Raw genomic sequence first — 14,161 nt, forward strand, 5'->3', positions numbered from 1 at the left:
CGCCTCAATCCTGTGATGGCGCCTCCCTGCGCACCTTGGCCTCCTGCTCACTGATAAAGTCCAGGTAGTCGTCGTAGAGCCGGTTTTCCCGATAGATCCGTGCCAGCGTCCCCTCCCTTATCAAGGTGCGCATGCCGGGATCCCAGAGCCCGTGCAACTGCCTGCCCTTCTCGGTATCGGCGAAGATGGGGTAGGTCGGGATCCAGCGCAGGAACACCTGTGCCAGCTCGGGTGGGAGGCCGTCCTTGGGGTAGAGGGCACCGTCGGTCAGGTAGTAGCGGTAGCGCCCCTTGAGCAGCAATTGCAGCGCCATCTCATGACTGTCTATCTCGTACCACCGCATGGTCACCGGGATGAACTTGTCGAAGGCCCAGCCCCGCAGCCAGAGCACCTCCTGCTCCTTCAGGCTGTGTTCCCCGTTCCAGTGCTGCAACCAGCGATCCTGCATCACCACACTCACGTAATCGGCCGAGTCGGGGTAATCGGGCTGATGAGCGCCTTTCACCTCTCCCCGATAGACCCCCATCGCCATGTCGCCCCCCTTCTGGGACACCACAGCCAGCGCCCGCTTGTAGGGCACCAGGTGAGGTTGGATCACATGCCCTTGGGGCTCATAGATGGCGCGCACTATGTCCAGATAGACGCCCTTGCCATCCCGGTGGCAGAAGCCGGGCCAGTCATCGCAATAGACGTGTATGGTATCGGCCCGGACAGACAAGACGAGCAGCAGGCAGCACAACAGGAGCGGACGAACCATGTACCAGTATTTCCTCTAAGATGTTGCCGTCAGCAGGCGCTCACCGCCAGACGGCCCGTTCAGGCATACAGATAGCATAGAAAGCCGTCCTGCCCGTTCACATTTTTCCTGATTTTGCGAGCGGGTCGAGGGTTATTGCTCCGTCGATCGGTATCATGAACCATAAGATTCATTAGTGACCTAACTGAGGGGAGCCTTCTCATGCCGACCATTAAATCCCTGCTCTGTCCCGTCGATTTTTCCGAGATGTCCAAGGCCGTGCTCGACTACGCCGTCTTCATGGCCCAGAGCCATCAGGCCGAGCTCAAGCTGGTCCACGTGGTGGATCAGCTGCACGGCTTCGACAGCTACAAGATCCTGCACATGACCGCCATCGAGATCACCCACGAGATGGAGCGTCAGGCCAAGAGCCAGCTCAAGGATCTGGTCGCCAGCCTGCCCATCCCGGCCAAGTTCGAGGTGCGCTTCGGCCGCGCCGCCGACGAGATAGTGATCCAGGCGAAGGAAGACAAGGTGGATCTGCTGGTCATGGGCAGCCACGGTCGCTCCGGCATCAGCCACCTGCTGGTGGGCAGCGTGGCGGAGTCGGTGGTGCGTCACGCCCCCTGCCCGGTGCTGGTGGTCCGCAAGTAATCCCCGCCTGATACGCGAAGGCCAGCACGAGCTGGCCTTTTTGCTCTCTATGCCCCCTCAACCGTGGGCATAGATGACGCTGCCCCCCTTGATGGTGTCTATGATGGCCCTGGACTGCTCCCTTGGCAGCGCCGGGCAACCCCAGCTGCGGCCCAGCTTGTCATATTTTTGCAAATGCCTCGGGCTCGCATAGTCAGCCCCGTGCACCACTATGGCGCGCTTGCGGGCATTGCTGTTCTTGCCGGGGCTCAGGCCGTCCAGGCGCAGGGAGTAGCCGTGCTTGCCCTGGTAGGTCTCCGCGGTGCGATAGACCCCGAGGGAGCTCTGGCGGGAGTTGAGCTGGTTGGAGAACTGGCGCGCGGCCAGCTCCCCCGAATTGCGACCGTGGCTGACCCAGGTGTGGTAGAGCAGCTTGTGGCGCTTCACGTCGATGACGAAGAGGCGGCGCATGGTCGAGGGTTTGCTGTAGTCGATGATGGTGAGTATGGGTTTGCGCTTGTGGCGCACATCTTGATAGCCCTGCAGGGCCTTGCGGAACACCTGCTTGTCCAGCTTGCCCGCCAGACCCAGCTGGCGATAGAGATCCTGATCCCAGCTGGCGTGGCCCTGGCTGCTGAAGCAGAGCGCCCCCAGCAGCAGCGGCAGCCCCAGCCAGAGGCTGGCCAGCCGCGACATCCAATACTGTCGCTTCATCCTTGAAGTCGCTCCCCTTCCTGAACTGGCGCTCTGAATGACGCCATGTCTCGCTGGATAGTTATATGCAAGCCACTGATAGTGCGCAATAAAAAACCACAAAAATGCCGACCTGAGTCGGCATTGACGGCAATATGCTGACGACCTTGCTCAGGCACGGATCAGGTAGTCCGCCTGGCCGACCCACTTGTAGCTGGTCAGCTCGGTCAGCCCCATGGGGCCACGGGCGTGCAGCATCTGGGTCGAGACCGCGACTTCCGCCCCCAGGCCAAACTGGCCGCCGTCGGTGAAGCGGGTGGAGGCGTTGACGTAGACAGCCGCAGAGCCGGCGCCGTTGACGAAGCGCTCCGCATTGGCCAGATCGTTGGTCAGGATGGCGTCGGAGTGGCCGGCGTTGTGCTCGCGCATGTGGGCCAGCGCCTCGTTGACGTCCGCCACCAGCTTGACCCCCAGGGTCAGCCCCAGCCACTCGGTGTCGAAATCTTCCGCCCCCGCCTCGCACAGGTTGTCGGCCCCTGCCAGCAGTGGCATGGCGTTGGCGGCCCCCACCAGGGTCACCTTGCGCTCGTTCATCAGGGAGACCAGCTGCGGCAGGAAGCGGGCGGCGATCCGCTCGTGGACCAGCAGGGTATCGAGGGCGTTGCAGGCGGAGGGGCGCTGCACCTTGGCGTTGTCGATGACCGCCAGGGAGCGCTCCAGATCGGCGCTCTCGTCCACGAAGATGTGGCTGATGCCAAAGCCGCCGATGATGACGGGGATGGAGCTGTTCTCCTTGCACATCTTGTGCAGCCCGGCGCCGCCGCGGGGGATGATCATGTCCACATAGCGATCGAGGCGCAGCAGCTCGCCCACCAGGGCCCGGTCAGGGTTGTCGATGTACTGCACCGCATCCCCAGGCAAGCCCGAGGCCGCCAGCGCGCGCTGGATCACCCGTACCAGCTCCAGATTGGAGTGGAAGGTCTCGCGGCCACCGCGCAAGATGCTGGCGTTGCCGGTCTTGAGGCAGAGGCTGGCGATGTCGATGGTGACGTTGGGGCGCGCCTCGTAGATGACGCCGATGACACCTATGGGCACCCGGCGGCGAGAGAGGCGCAGGCCGTTCTCCAGCACCCGGCTGTCGATTTCGGCACCGACCGGATCGTCAAGGGAGATCACCTTGCGCACGTCCGCCACTATGCCGGCGAGGCGGGCGGGGTTGAGCAGCAGGCGATCCAGCATGGCTTCCGACAGGCCGGCGTCGCGGCCTGCCGCTATATCCTTCTCGTTGGCAGCCAGGATCTGCGCACTGTGCGCCTCCAGTTCATCGGCGATGGCGGCCAGCGCGCGGTTTTTCTGCGCCGTGCTGATGGTCGCCAGCTGATAGGCGGCCTCGCGGGCCGCCTGCCCCATTTTCTCCAGACTCATAGCTTTATCCTTTGTCTCTCAACATCGGGTGCTGCCTTACAGCAGCACCATATCGTCTCTGTGGATGGCGACGGCACCATAGCCGTAACCCAGCACGGCCTCTATCTGATCCGAGTGTACGCCCCGCAGCTTCTCAAGCTCCAGATGATCGTAACGGCAGATGCCGCGGGCAAGCTCGCAGCCCTTGGGATCCAGGATCCGCACCACGTCGCCACGGACGAAGTCGCCCTTGACCGCGACTATGCCCTTGGGCAGCAGGCTGGAGCCCTTCTCCTGCATGGCGGCCACGGCCCCCTGATCCACCTGGACTTCCCCATGGGGGGGCGGGCCTGCCAGGATCCAGCTCTTGCGCCCTTCCAGCGGCGAGGCCAGCGCCGGGAACAGGGTGCCCACCCGCTCGCCGGCGGCGAGACGGCCGATCACTTCCGGGATCTGGCCGGTGGCGATCACCACGTTGACCCCGGCGCGGCGCGCCACGTCGGCGGCCTGCAGCTTGGTGGCCATGCCGCCGGTCCCGAGGCCGCTGACGCTGTCACCGGCGAGGGATCGCAGGGTGTCGTCTATGGTCTGCACCTCTTCGATGAGCTGGGCATCCGGGTTGGTGCGGGGATCCGCGGTGAAGAGCCCCTTCTGGTCGGTGAGCAGGATCAGCAGATCCGCATCGGCCAGGATGGCGGCGCGGGCGGAGAGGTTGTCGTTGTCCCCCACCTTGATCTCGGCGGTGGCCACGGCGTCGTTCTCGTTGATGACGGGGATGATGCGATGATCGAGCAGGGTGCGCAGGGTGTCGCGGGCATTGAGGTAACGCTCCCTGTCCTCCAGATCGGCGCGGGTCAGCAACATCTGGCCGATGTGCAGGCCGTAGAGATTGAACAGGTCCTGCCATACCCGGATGAGCTGGGTCTGGCCCACCGCCGCCAGCATCTGCTTGTTGGGCAGGGTCGGCGCCAGCGGAGGGTGTCCCAGGTGCTCACGTCCGGCGGCGATGGCGCCGGAGGTCACCAGAACGACACGGTGTCCGTGTCGATGCAGGGCGGCGCACTGCCTGACCAGCTCCACCATGTGAGCACGATTGAGATGGGCAGATCCCCCGGTGAGCACGCTGGTGCCCAATTTGACGACTATGGTTCTGTTTTCCATGGGAACAAAGGGTTAGAAAGGTAAGGAATCCCTTTATACCCACGGCCCTGTTACCCTGCAAGGCAATTAAGCCTCACAGCTGTCATGGCAAAGAAGGAGGCCCCGCGGATCCATGACCGCAGGGCCCGGGCGGATCAGGCCGCCGTCACGTTCAGCTCGGCGGTGACCTGCTTGGCGGGAGACAAGGTGCACTCCAGCAGGGTCAGCTTGGCGCTGATGAGTTTGTAGAAGTGGTTGAGGGTACGCTCGACCTCGGCCTGGTGCTTCTTGGGCAGCGGCTTGTTGATCCACTCCCCTTCCGCATTGTAGAAGCCGACCTGATAGTGATAGCTGAAGCTGTGGTCCTCCTGCTCCAGCACCAGCCACCAGCCCCAGAACTCCCGCTTGTCCGGCGCCGGTTTGGCGCTGACGCAGACGGACAGGCAGTCGAAGCGGTAGCGCCCCTCCTCGCACAGATCCTCGCGCAGATAGGGGCCAATGGCCGCGAATTGCCGCAGCAATCGCTTGTAGGTCACTCTTTCTGACATGCTAACCTCCCTGTTGAACAAGCCATACCATCACATGATGATGTTACATTTTTAGTTCTATATCATGTACATAAGTGTTTCTTTAGCCAATCTACCGTCTCTTTGAGCGCCTCGTCATACACCTCCAGCAGAGGCTGTTTGTCAAACACCACCGCCTTGCCATTGCGACTGGCGGAGGCCAGGGCCCGGACATCCTGCTCGGGACAAATGAAGTCACGCTTGTGGCCGATACTCAGGATGGGCACAGAGGTGCGGCTCCCCAGCAACCCCTGGGTCTTGAGGGAGAAGACCTGGCACTTGGTGCGCAGCAGATCCCACTGGGCGGCATCGGACCCCAGGCGGTTCGCCAGCCCGTCCCGCATCATGCGCGGACAGCGGGCAAACATCTCCTGATTGGTAAACACCTGATTGATGCCGGCCCCGATGCAGACCACTGTCCTGAGCTTGAAGGGCTCGATGAAGGCGAGGCGCGCCGCCACATTGCCGGCGAGGCGGAATCCCACCATGGCGATGCGCTGATGATCGACCCAAGCCACCTCGGAGAGATGGTTGAGTACCGCCTGGTGCAGGCGACTGGTGTCCTGCACCAGCGGCCAGTGCTCCGCATAGCCGGTTCCCGGCATGTCCAGCGACAGCATGCCGATGCCCTGGGGCTCGAGGCACTTGAAGTAGAAGTTGAGGAAGTCGACTTGGAGGGCGTCTATGCCACCGCTGACGATGACCAGAGGCACCGGCTTGTCGGTGGTGGGCAGGTGCAGGTAGCCCTGAATGGTCTTGCCCCGGAACGGGACCTGCAGCTCCTTGAGGGGCACCTTGAACAGCCTGCCTGCCTCGCGGTAGGCCATGTTGCAGAGCAACTGGGCCTGATCCGCCAGCTCGTCATTCTTGAGGTGGGGGTAGCTCGCGATGGAGTAGTAGCGCACCGCCTTGAGCAGATTCTTCAACGCTCCGGCGCTATCGCCCTGGCTGACCAGCTCGCGCCCGGCATTGAAATAGCGGCCAGCCAGCTGGCTCCACTCATAGATCCAGTTGCCGGGCACATAGCCCTTGATGGTATCCAGATAGCGCTCGTGGCTGCGTTCCCCCTGCCCCATGGCGATGCGGGCCAGGGTCTGCTCCACCTCCACCGGGTCCGCCCCCTGCCAGGCCCAGGTCGGCCGGCGCAGCAGGCGGTACCAATGGGGCGACAGGGCGCCATCGATGAAGCTCTCGGCCAGGGAGCTGTCTTGCTCTTCGACCGGGCTGGAGTTGGATATTTCCGAGGTTTCCAATACCTTTTTGATCCGGGTGAACAGCTTTTCCGTCAGGTTGGTATCGTCGTTTGGTTCCAAGATGGTGACTCTTCTGTCTCAAACAATGGTCCATCTTAACCACTTTTCCCCGCAGGCAGCCACATCATAAACGCATAAGGCCCCAAACAGGGGCCCTATGAAACCATCTTGCCATCGGCGCGAGCAAACCGCCCCACCACAGTCAGGGGCGGTGCGCCAAGGCAGGGGGCGATTACTCTTCGTCGCAGATCGGGTTGGCAAACTCCAGCGCCATGTCCCAGGGCTGCTCAATCCAGGTGTCCTGCGGGATGGCGACCTCGAAGTCATCCAGCAATTGTTCACCCATGGGCTTGGCGAAGATGGCGATGAACTTGGCCTTGGGGTAGAGCTCGCGGATCGCCTTGGCGGTCGTTCCTGTGTCCACCAGATCTTCCACTACCAGCCAGCCTTCACCGTCACCGGCCGTGGTGGCAGCCTTGACGACCACCAGCTCACGCTGGCTGTTGTGGTCATAGCTGGAGATGCAGAGGGTTTCTACGTTGCGAATGCCAAGTTCGCGGGCCATCAGGGCCGCAGGCACCAGGCCACCACGGCTGACCGCGATGATCCCTTTCCACTGGCTGACGGGCAGTTGACGACGGGCCAGACGGCGCGCTTCACGTTGCAGGTTATCCCACGACACATAGAATTTCTTAGGCATGCTATCGATCTCAACGAGTTATAAAGGCAATCACTTAAGACGTAAGAGTCCCGGCAGACACACGGGATCCGGTAAATTCAGGCCCCCGTTTCCTGAATTTTGCTTGCACTTTTGCGGCCTCAGGGGTGAACCCTCGGCAGCAAAAAGCAGATGCATTGAAAGCAGGACGGGCATGGCTGGCGGCCATATCGATCTAGACCCAGACCTCAGGCCAGCTGTTGGGCCGGTATGATAGCACCCTTTGCAGATAAAATGACTGGCAAACGTATGCGAAAAACAGGAAAAGTCGGCCATCTCCTGCCCGTTTGGCCTCCCCTCGGGGCCCAGTCCTCATCAACAGGGTGCTCATTCGAAGAGCAAACCTCGAATTTCGGGTAAAAAAATAGCAGGGGGAGGATGAAACCCTCACACACCTGCTGCTTCTCTGCTTTTTCTGTCAGCCTGGCTGACTGCCCGTCTTAACGACGACCGGCGTAGGGGTTCGGATAGTTGAAACCCTGGGTATAGAGAGACTGGGCGAACCAATAGGTTGAATTGCTGCCTGACATATTAAAACTCCTGATTGCTTAACAAGTTACGTACCTTTAATGCGGGTTCAGATCCTTGAACAGACACTCGGTTCCGTGGAGGCGCACTTGCTTTGCTTCGGTTCCCTGGAGGCATTCATTGTCGTCCTGACAAGTGGTTGACCCACGGCGGCTAATTTACCACCCGGCGGCGAAAAGACAATATTTTTGTGATGCGTGTCACAAACTTCATCTTCTGCTGGTACACATGGGTAAAGCAGTCATGTTCGCCATTCAGGCTCCCTTTATCAGCACAAGCAGACCGCAATTTGCGCTGATCGCTCACATTTTTGTGTGATTGACTGTATTATCGTTACCCTCTTCTGCGGCCCACCGGGCCCTGTCCATTTCCGTGCTGGTAAGGAGTCCCGACGTGGCACAGCTTAGTTCCCTGTCTCCCAAATTGATTTGGCAATTCTTCGAGCAGATCTGCTCCATTCCCCACCCCTCCAAGCACGAGGCCAAGTTGAGCGCCTGGATAGTGCAGTGGGCCCAGGGGGAAGGCCTGGCGGTCAAGCAGGACGCCGTGGGCAACATCATCATCAAGAAGCCGGCCACCCCGGGCATGGAAAACCGCAAGGCCGTGGTGCTGCAGGCCCACATCGACATGGTGCCCCAGGCCAATGCCGACACCCGGCACAACTTCACCCAGGATCCTATCGATGCCTACATCGACGGTGAATGGGTCACCGCCCGTGGCACCACCCTGGGCGCCGACAACGGCATGGGCATGGCAGGCTGCCTGGCCGTGCTGGCCGACAAGACCATCAAGCACGGCCCGCTGGAAGTGCTGCTGACCACCGACGAAGAGACCGGCATGACAGGCGCCTTCGGTCTGGAGGCGGGCTGGCTGGAGGGCGAGATCCTGCTCAACACCGACTCCGAAGAGGATGGCGAGGTCTACATGGGCTGCGCCGGCGGCGTGGATGCCAATATCCGCTTCCCGCTGGAGCTGGTTGCCGCCACTGAAGGGGAAGGTTTCGAGCTGCAGGTGAAGGGGCTGCGTGGCGGTCACTCCGGGGTCGACATTCACCGCGGCCGCGGCAACGCCAACAAGCTGCTGGTGCGTCTGCTCAAGGCCGCCGAGCCGCTGGGGGTGCGTCTGGCCGAGATAAGCGGCGGTACCCTGCGCAACGCCATCCCCCGCGAAGCCCGCGCCACCCTGCTGGTGCCCACCGCCAGCGTCAGCGAGTTCAAGGCCCTGGTTGACCGCTACGCCGGCATCTATCAGAGCGAGCTGGCCGCCACCGAGGCGAACCTGACCGTGCTGCTGAGCGGCCGGGACATGCCCGCCAAGCTGATGAGCGAATCACTCCAGACCCGCCTGCTGGATGCCCTGATGGCCTGCCCCAACGGGGTGATGCGCATGAGCGATACCATCCCGGGTGTCACCGAGACCTCCACCAACCTCGGCGTCATCAAGACCCTGGAGGGCGAAGTCTATGTGCAGTGCCTGATCCGCTCCCTCATCGACTCCGGTCGCGAGAGCGTCGAGCAGATGACTCGCTCCCTGTTCAGCCTGGCGGGTGCCAGCTGTGAATTCACCGGCGCCTACCCGGGCTGGGCACCGAACGTGGACTCCCCCGTCATGGCCCTGGTGCGAAACAGCTACCAGACCCTGTTCGGCGAGATGCCGAACGTCATGGTGATCCACGCAGGTCTCGAGTGCGGTCTGTTCAAGAGCGCCTACCCGGATTGGGACATGGTCTCCTTCGGCCCGACCATACGCGGTGCCCACTCACCGGACGAGCGGGTTCATATCCCGGCGGTCGAGCGCTTCTGGCAACTGCTGGTCCACGTGCTGGAACAGATCCCGGCCAAGTAAGCCCGGCCTCCCGAGCCACTCCATGCCCCGCCCAGTGCGGGGCATGTCATTGGGGCTGTGCCCCTCTTTTCCCTGCGTTGCCCCCTTCACTGCCCCTGCTGCTCCCCCTTGAAATCGTATCCATAAGCAACCCTGGATTTGAAAACCTTTTCCATGATTTATGTAAATTTACAACACAATAAGTTGATCGAGATCACAAAAGCCTCTAGCATCAAATTGTGACCAATGTCACAGGAAACAATAATCAACAGAGCGAAGAGGTAAGACTATGTTTGAGAACCTGGCAGTGCTGTTCCACCTGAAGGGTGCATCCAGCAAGAAAGGCACACAAGAGAAAGACACTTATGCGCCTTCGACCCGTAACTACTACTTCCGCTATGGCGCCTGATGTCGCCGGCTCGGATGTTGAAGCAACAAAAGTAGTAAAATTACAACATAACGCAATCCACACCACAGCCACCCCCTCGGGGCGCTGTCCTGCCCGGGCCAGATGTTCCACGGCCAAACCTGAACTCCAACCATGAAGATGGGGCCCACAGGCCCCATTTTTTTATTGCTCGTCCCCGACGCCAGCTTGCTGCGATACCGGCCCTGGCGAAGCGGACGCCGGCATCAAACCGCCTTTCCCAGCGCCGCCGCCTCCACCGCGGGCAAGGGGAAGTGGCAGGCTACCTGATGGGCCTCTGTGCCACAGGGCTCCAGACTCGGCGAGGTGCTGCGACACAGATCCGTGGCATAGGGGCAGCGCTGATGAACGTGGCAGCCGCTTGGCGGCGAGATGGGTGAGGGGACGTCCCCGGTCAGCAGGATGCGCTGGTTGCGCCTGCGGGGATCCGGCACCGGGATGGCCGAGATGAGCGCCTGGGTATAGGGGTGGCGCGGGCTCAGGTAAAGCTGCTGGGCCTCGGCCAGCTCGACGATCCGGCCCAGGTACATGACCGCTATCCGGTCCGAGATGTGTTTGACCACAGAGAGATCGTGGGCGATGAAGATGATGGCCAGGTTCATCTCCCGCTGCAGGGTGAGCAGCAGGTTCACTATCTGGGACTGCACCGAGACATCCAGCGCCGACACCGCCTCGTCACACACCAGCAGTTTGGGTTTGAGGGCGATGGCGCGGGCAATGCCGATGCGCTGGCGCTGACCGCCGGAAAACTCGTGAGGATAGCGATCCACCGCACTCTTGGGCAGGCCCACCTTGTCCAGCAGCTCCAGCACCCAGCCGCGTCGTTGCGCCGTGTTGCCTTTGCCGTGGATGATGAAGGGCTCTTCCAGGATCTGCCCCACCGTGTGGCGACCGTTGAGGGATTCTGCAGGATCCTGGAACACTATCTGCATCTCCTGGCGCAGGGATCGCATCTCCCCGGGTGACAACCGGGTGATGTCGCGCCCCTCGAAGCTTATCTGCCCCGCCGTGGGCTCAAACAGCTTGAGCAGGGAGCGCCCCAGGGTGGACTTGCCACAGCCGGACTCCCCCACCAGCCCCAGGGTCTCTCCCTGCTTGAGATCGAAGCTGATGCCATCCACCGCATAGACGGTGTAGGGCTTGCGCAAAAAGCCGCCACCCATCTTGAAGTGCTGCTTCAAGTCTCTTACCGACAACAAGATGCTCATCGCCGCCCCCGTCCATTCAGGTGAAGAGGCGACCTGCCGCCCTCCCTGTTGCTGAAATGCTGCTTCAAGTCTCTGACCGACAACAAGATGCTCATATGCTCAACTCCTTCCAGTGGTGGCAGGCCACCGCGTGGCGATCGCTCAGCTGCTCTGTCGCCGGGTTGGTGCCCACGCAGATCTCGGTGGCGTGGGGGCAACGGTTGGAGAAGCGGCAGCCCGCCGGCATCTCGTGCAGGGCGGGCACCTGACCCTTGATGGTCTTGAGCAAGCTCTTTGGCACGTCTTCGAGGCGCGGGATCGAGGCCATCAGACCATGAGTATAGGGATGGCGCGGGTGGTCAAACAGCTCGAGGATGTCGGCCCGCTCCACGGCGCGGCCCGCATACATCACCACCACCTCGTCGCACAGCTCGGCCACCACACCAAGGTCGTGGGTGATGAAGATGATGGCCATGCCGGTCTGGGCCTGCAGCGCCTTCATCAGATCCAGGATCTGGGCCTGGATGGTGACATCCAGCGCAGTGGTCGGCTCGTCGCAGATGAGCAAATCCGGCTCGCAGGCCAGCGCCATGGCGATCATCACCCGCTGGCGCATGCCGCCGGAGAGGTTGTGGGGATAGACCGCAAAGCGCTGGGCCGGCTCCGGGATCCCCACCTTCTGCAGCATGGCGATGGCGGCCTCCCGGCGCTCGGCCTTGCTGAAATCGGGCCTGTGCAGGCTGAACACCTCCATCAGCTGATCCCCGACCGTCTGCACCGGGTTGAGCGCCGTCATCGGCTCCTGGAAGATCATGGAGATGCGGTTGCCGCGCACCCTGTACATCTGATCCGGCGCCAGGGCGAGCAGCTCCTCCCCCTGAAAGCGGATGGAGCCGGCCACCACCTGACCGTGGGGCCTCGGCAACAGCCCCATGATGGCGAGCGAGGTGACGCTCTTGCCGCAGCCGGACTCACCGACGATCCCTAGGGTCTGGCCCGGGGCGACCTGGAAGCTGACCCCGTCGAGCACCTTGATCTTGCCGTCGTCGACGCTGAACTCCACCTCAAGATCGCGCACCTCCAGGATGGGAGCCCTGCCCTGACCGTTATCGGCGGTGAACTTCCCCCCATTGTCTCGAATATCGAGGATGGGGGCATCTGTCTCTGCCATCGTCTCCCCCTTCTCAATGATGCGCATAGGTCTTGTCGATCAGGGTGATGGGAGCGAGCGACTCACCCGCTTCCTTGGCCTTCCGGGTCTCTTCCTGCACCTTGGGATCGAGCCAGAGCAGGCCGCCGCTGCTGTGTGGGTAGCCATCCATCGGCCAGTAGAGCAGATCCGGGGTGTTACGGGTGGCGGGCACCTCCGGCAGCATCAGGTGGCGCCAGCTGCTGGCCCGCACATAGTTGAGCTGCACCCCGGGAACGAAGATGGCCAAGTCATAGATGCGCTGCTGGATCTGGCGGGAGATCCCGGCCCGCTTGGTCATGTCGAACTCGACGTTGTAGGCGTCGATCAGGGCGTCCAGCTCCTTGTCGGCCACGTTGAACAGGTTGTTGGTCTGGGGCTTGTTGGCGTTGTCGGAGTGGAACGACTCCCAGTATTGCGGGTAGAGACCGCCGCCGCCCCAGCCTAGCCAGGCCGCCTCGTGCTTCTTCTCCAGCATCACCTTGAAGCCGGTGGCGCCATCCACCAGGTTGAGCTCCAGATCCAGGCCCGCCTTCTTGGCCTCTTCCTTGAGCACGGTCAGCCGCTTGGAGTGCTCCTGGCTGGTATAGGTCAGCGCCAGGGTCAGCCGCTCCCCCTTGTCGTTTTGCAAGATGCCGTCCGGCCCCGGCTTGCTGTAGCCACCCTTGGCGAAGTACTCCCGCGCCTTGGTGATGTCATAGGCCCGCTCCGGCAGCTTGATGTCGGTGAATTCGCCAAAGCCCGAGCCGAAGGTAGTGGCCCTGTCGTAGTCGCCGTGCAGCACGGTCGCTATCATCTTGTCCAGGTTCATGGCGTGCTGGATGCCGAGGCGCACATTCACGTCCGCCAGCTTGGGGTTGCTGACGTTGAGGTGCACCCCCTGCCCCCCCTGCTTGGTGTCGGTCATCGCCATCACCTTCTGCACATACCCCTTCTTGTATTCCGGGGTGACCGCTTTTTCATGCCACCAGTTGGGCAGTATCATCTCGAAGGTGTCCAGCTCCCCCTTGAGGAAGTGGCGGAACGCGATGTTGTGATCCCGGATCACCTGCACCTTGATGCGGTCGAGGTTGAATCTGTGCTGGTTGTAGCGATCCTGCTGGGCCCACCAATCCTTCTGCTTGCTGAAGGTGATGGACTTGCCCTTCTTCACCTCGCTCATCACATAGGGGCCCGTGGTCGGCACCACAGCCCAGTTGTACTGCTTCACCCAGTTCGGCCCCATCTTGTAGTAGTGCTTCGGCTGGGGCCACAGCTCAGTGGTGTTGAGGAGATCCAGCCTGGCCTTGCGGCTGCCCGCCTTCACCAGGATGGTGTGCTCGTCGACCTTCTCCACCGCCACCACCTCTGTGGTGTAGTAGTTGTTGAACCAGGGCCCCTTGATGTCCTTGGAGCGCATCATCTCGTAGCCGAAGGTGTAGTCGTCGGCGGTGACGGGCTTGCCGTCAGACCATTTGGCGCGGGGATCCAGCTTGAAATAGACGGTCTGGCTGTCTGGCGCTATGGCCCAGTGGGTTGCCAGCGAGGGGATGGGGTTGCCGGTATTGGGGTGGAAGCTGATGAGCCTCAGCTGGTTGTCCTGGATGAAGGAGCGGAACGAGCCGTTGGAGTCGGGCCCCACGGTGCGAAACGTCAGCGGAAAGCTGTCGATGAAGAGGTTGAGGGTGCCGCCGGGCAGCGCCTTGGGGGAGGCGAAGGTGGGATCGCTGTCGTTGGTCTCCCACTTGAGATCCGCGGGCAGGCTGGCAGCCCACACCCAGGATCCGTTCACCAGCAGAAAGAGAGCACCTATCCATTTGATTTTATTGTTCATGTTTGACTTCCAGGTCATGCCCCTGCACCGGGGGCGTCTCAATTAAGGGT

Annotated in this window: 12 protein-coding genes; 2 read left to right on the forward strand and 10 right to left on the reverse strand. The window is 61.9% G+C overall.

Annotated elements, in window-relative coordinates:
* Nucleotides 1-4: 4 nt before the first annotated feature.
* Complete coding sequence (locus ACB030_RS09475; RefSeq protein ID WP_371159328.1) at nucleotides 5-757, reverse strand: hypothetical protein; 753 nt, start codon at nucleotides 755-757, stop codon at nucleotides 5-7.
* Nucleotides 758-958: 201 nt separating this feature from the next.
* On the opposite strand from ACB030_RS09475, the gene ACB030_RS09480 reads away from it, so the two are divergent.
* Nucleotides 959-1,390, forward strand: a complete 432-nt coding sequence (locus tag ACB030_RS09480) for a universal stress protein (RefSeq protein WP_205642337.1) — start codon at nucleotides 959-961, stop codon at nucleotides 1,388-1,390.
* A gap of 57 nt (nucleotides 1,391-1,447) precedes the next feature.
* Here ACB030_RS09480 and ACB030_RS09485 read toward each other — a convergent pair whose 3' ends face one another.
* The 6 genes from ACB030_RS09485 to gpt form a co-directional block, all read right to left on the reverse strand.
* On the reverse strand, nucleotides 1,448-2,083 hold the full coding sequence (locus tag ACB030_RS09485; RefSeq protein ID WP_025325965.1) for a murein L,D-transpeptidase catalytic domain family protein: 636 nt from the start codon (nucleotides 2,081-2,083) through the stop codon (nucleotides 1,448-1,450).
* A 150-nt stretch (nucleotides 2,084-2,233) separates the two neighbouring features.
* A complete protein-coding gene (locus tag ACB030_RS09490; protein ID WP_371159331.1) occupies nucleotides 2,234-3,487 on the reverse strand; it encodes a glutamate-5-semialdehyde dehydrogenase in 1,254 nt (417 codons plus the stop codon).
* A gap of 36 nt (nucleotides 3,488-3,523) precedes the next feature.
* Nucleotides 3,524-4,627, reverse strand: coding sequence for a glutamate 5-kinase (gene proB, locus ACB030_RS09495; RefSeq protein ID WP_371159333.1), 1,104 nt, complete (start codon nucleotides 4,625-4,627; stop codon nucleotides 3,524-3,526).
* A 134-nt stretch (nucleotides 4,628-4,761) separates the two neighbouring features.
* Complete coding sequence (gene crl / locus ACB030_RS09500) at nucleotides 4,762-5,154, reverse strand: sigma factor-binding protein Crl (RefSeq protein ID WP_371159335.1); 393 nt, start codon at nucleotides 5,152-5,154, stop codon at nucleotides 4,762-4,764.
* 62 nt (nucleotides 5,155-5,216) lie between these two features.
* Nucleotides 5,217-6,485: an esterase FrsA gene (gene frsA, locus ACB030_RS09505; protein WP_371159337.1), complete on the reverse strand. Its 1,269-nt coding sequence runs from the start codon at nucleotides 6,483-6,485 to the stop codon at nucleotides 5,217-5,219.
* A 172-nt stretch (nucleotides 6,486-6,657) separates the two neighbouring features.
* Entirely contained in the window at nucleotides 6,658-7,125 is a 468-nt protein-coding gene (gpt, locus tag ACB030_RS09510) for a xanthine phosphoribosyltransferase (RefSeq protein WP_025325960.1), read from the reverse strand.
* Nucleotides 7,126-8,064: 939 nt separating this feature from the next.
* On the opposite strand from gpt, the gene ACB030_RS09515 reads away from it, so the two are divergent.
* Nucleotides 8,065-9,516 (forward strand): aminoacyl-histidine dipeptidase, encoded by a 1,452-nt coding sequence (locus tag ACB030_RS09515; protein ID WP_371159339.1) that lies wholly within the window; start codon nucleotides 8,065-8,067, stop codon nucleotides 9,514-9,516.
* A gap of 612 nt (nucleotides 9,517-10,128) precedes the next feature.
* Here the strand turns inward: ACB030_RS09515 and ACB030_RS09520 are convergent.
* The 3 genes from ACB030_RS09520 to ACB030_RS09530 form a co-directional block, all read right to left on the reverse strand.
* Complete coding sequence (locus ACB030_RS09520) at nucleotides 10,129-11,130, reverse strand: ABC transporter ATP-binding protein (protein ID WP_371159341.1); 1,002 nt, start codon at nucleotides 11,128-11,130, stop codon at nucleotides 10,129-10,131.
* 91 nt (nucleotides 11,131-11,221) lie between these two features.
* Complete coding sequence (locus ACB030_RS09525; RefSeq protein ID WP_371159343.1) at nucleotides 11,222-12,280, reverse strand: ABC transporter ATP-binding protein; 1,059 nt, start codon at nucleotides 12,278-12,280, stop codon at nucleotides 11,222-11,224.
* A gap of 13 nt (nucleotides 12,281-12,293) precedes the next feature.
* Nucleotides 12,294-14,111, reverse strand: coding sequence for an extracellular solute-binding protein (locus ACB030_RS09530; protein WP_371159345.1), 1,818 nt, complete (start codon nucleotides 14,109-14,111; stop codon nucleotides 12,294-12,296).
* Nucleotides 14,112-14,161 lie beyond the last annotated feature (50 nt).

Origin of the sequence: Aeromonas sp. S16(2024) (assembly GCF_041403065.1) — a bacterium.
Taxonomy (GTDB): Bacteria; Pseudomonadota; Gammaproteobacteria; order Enterobacterales; family Aeromonadaceae; genus Aeromonas.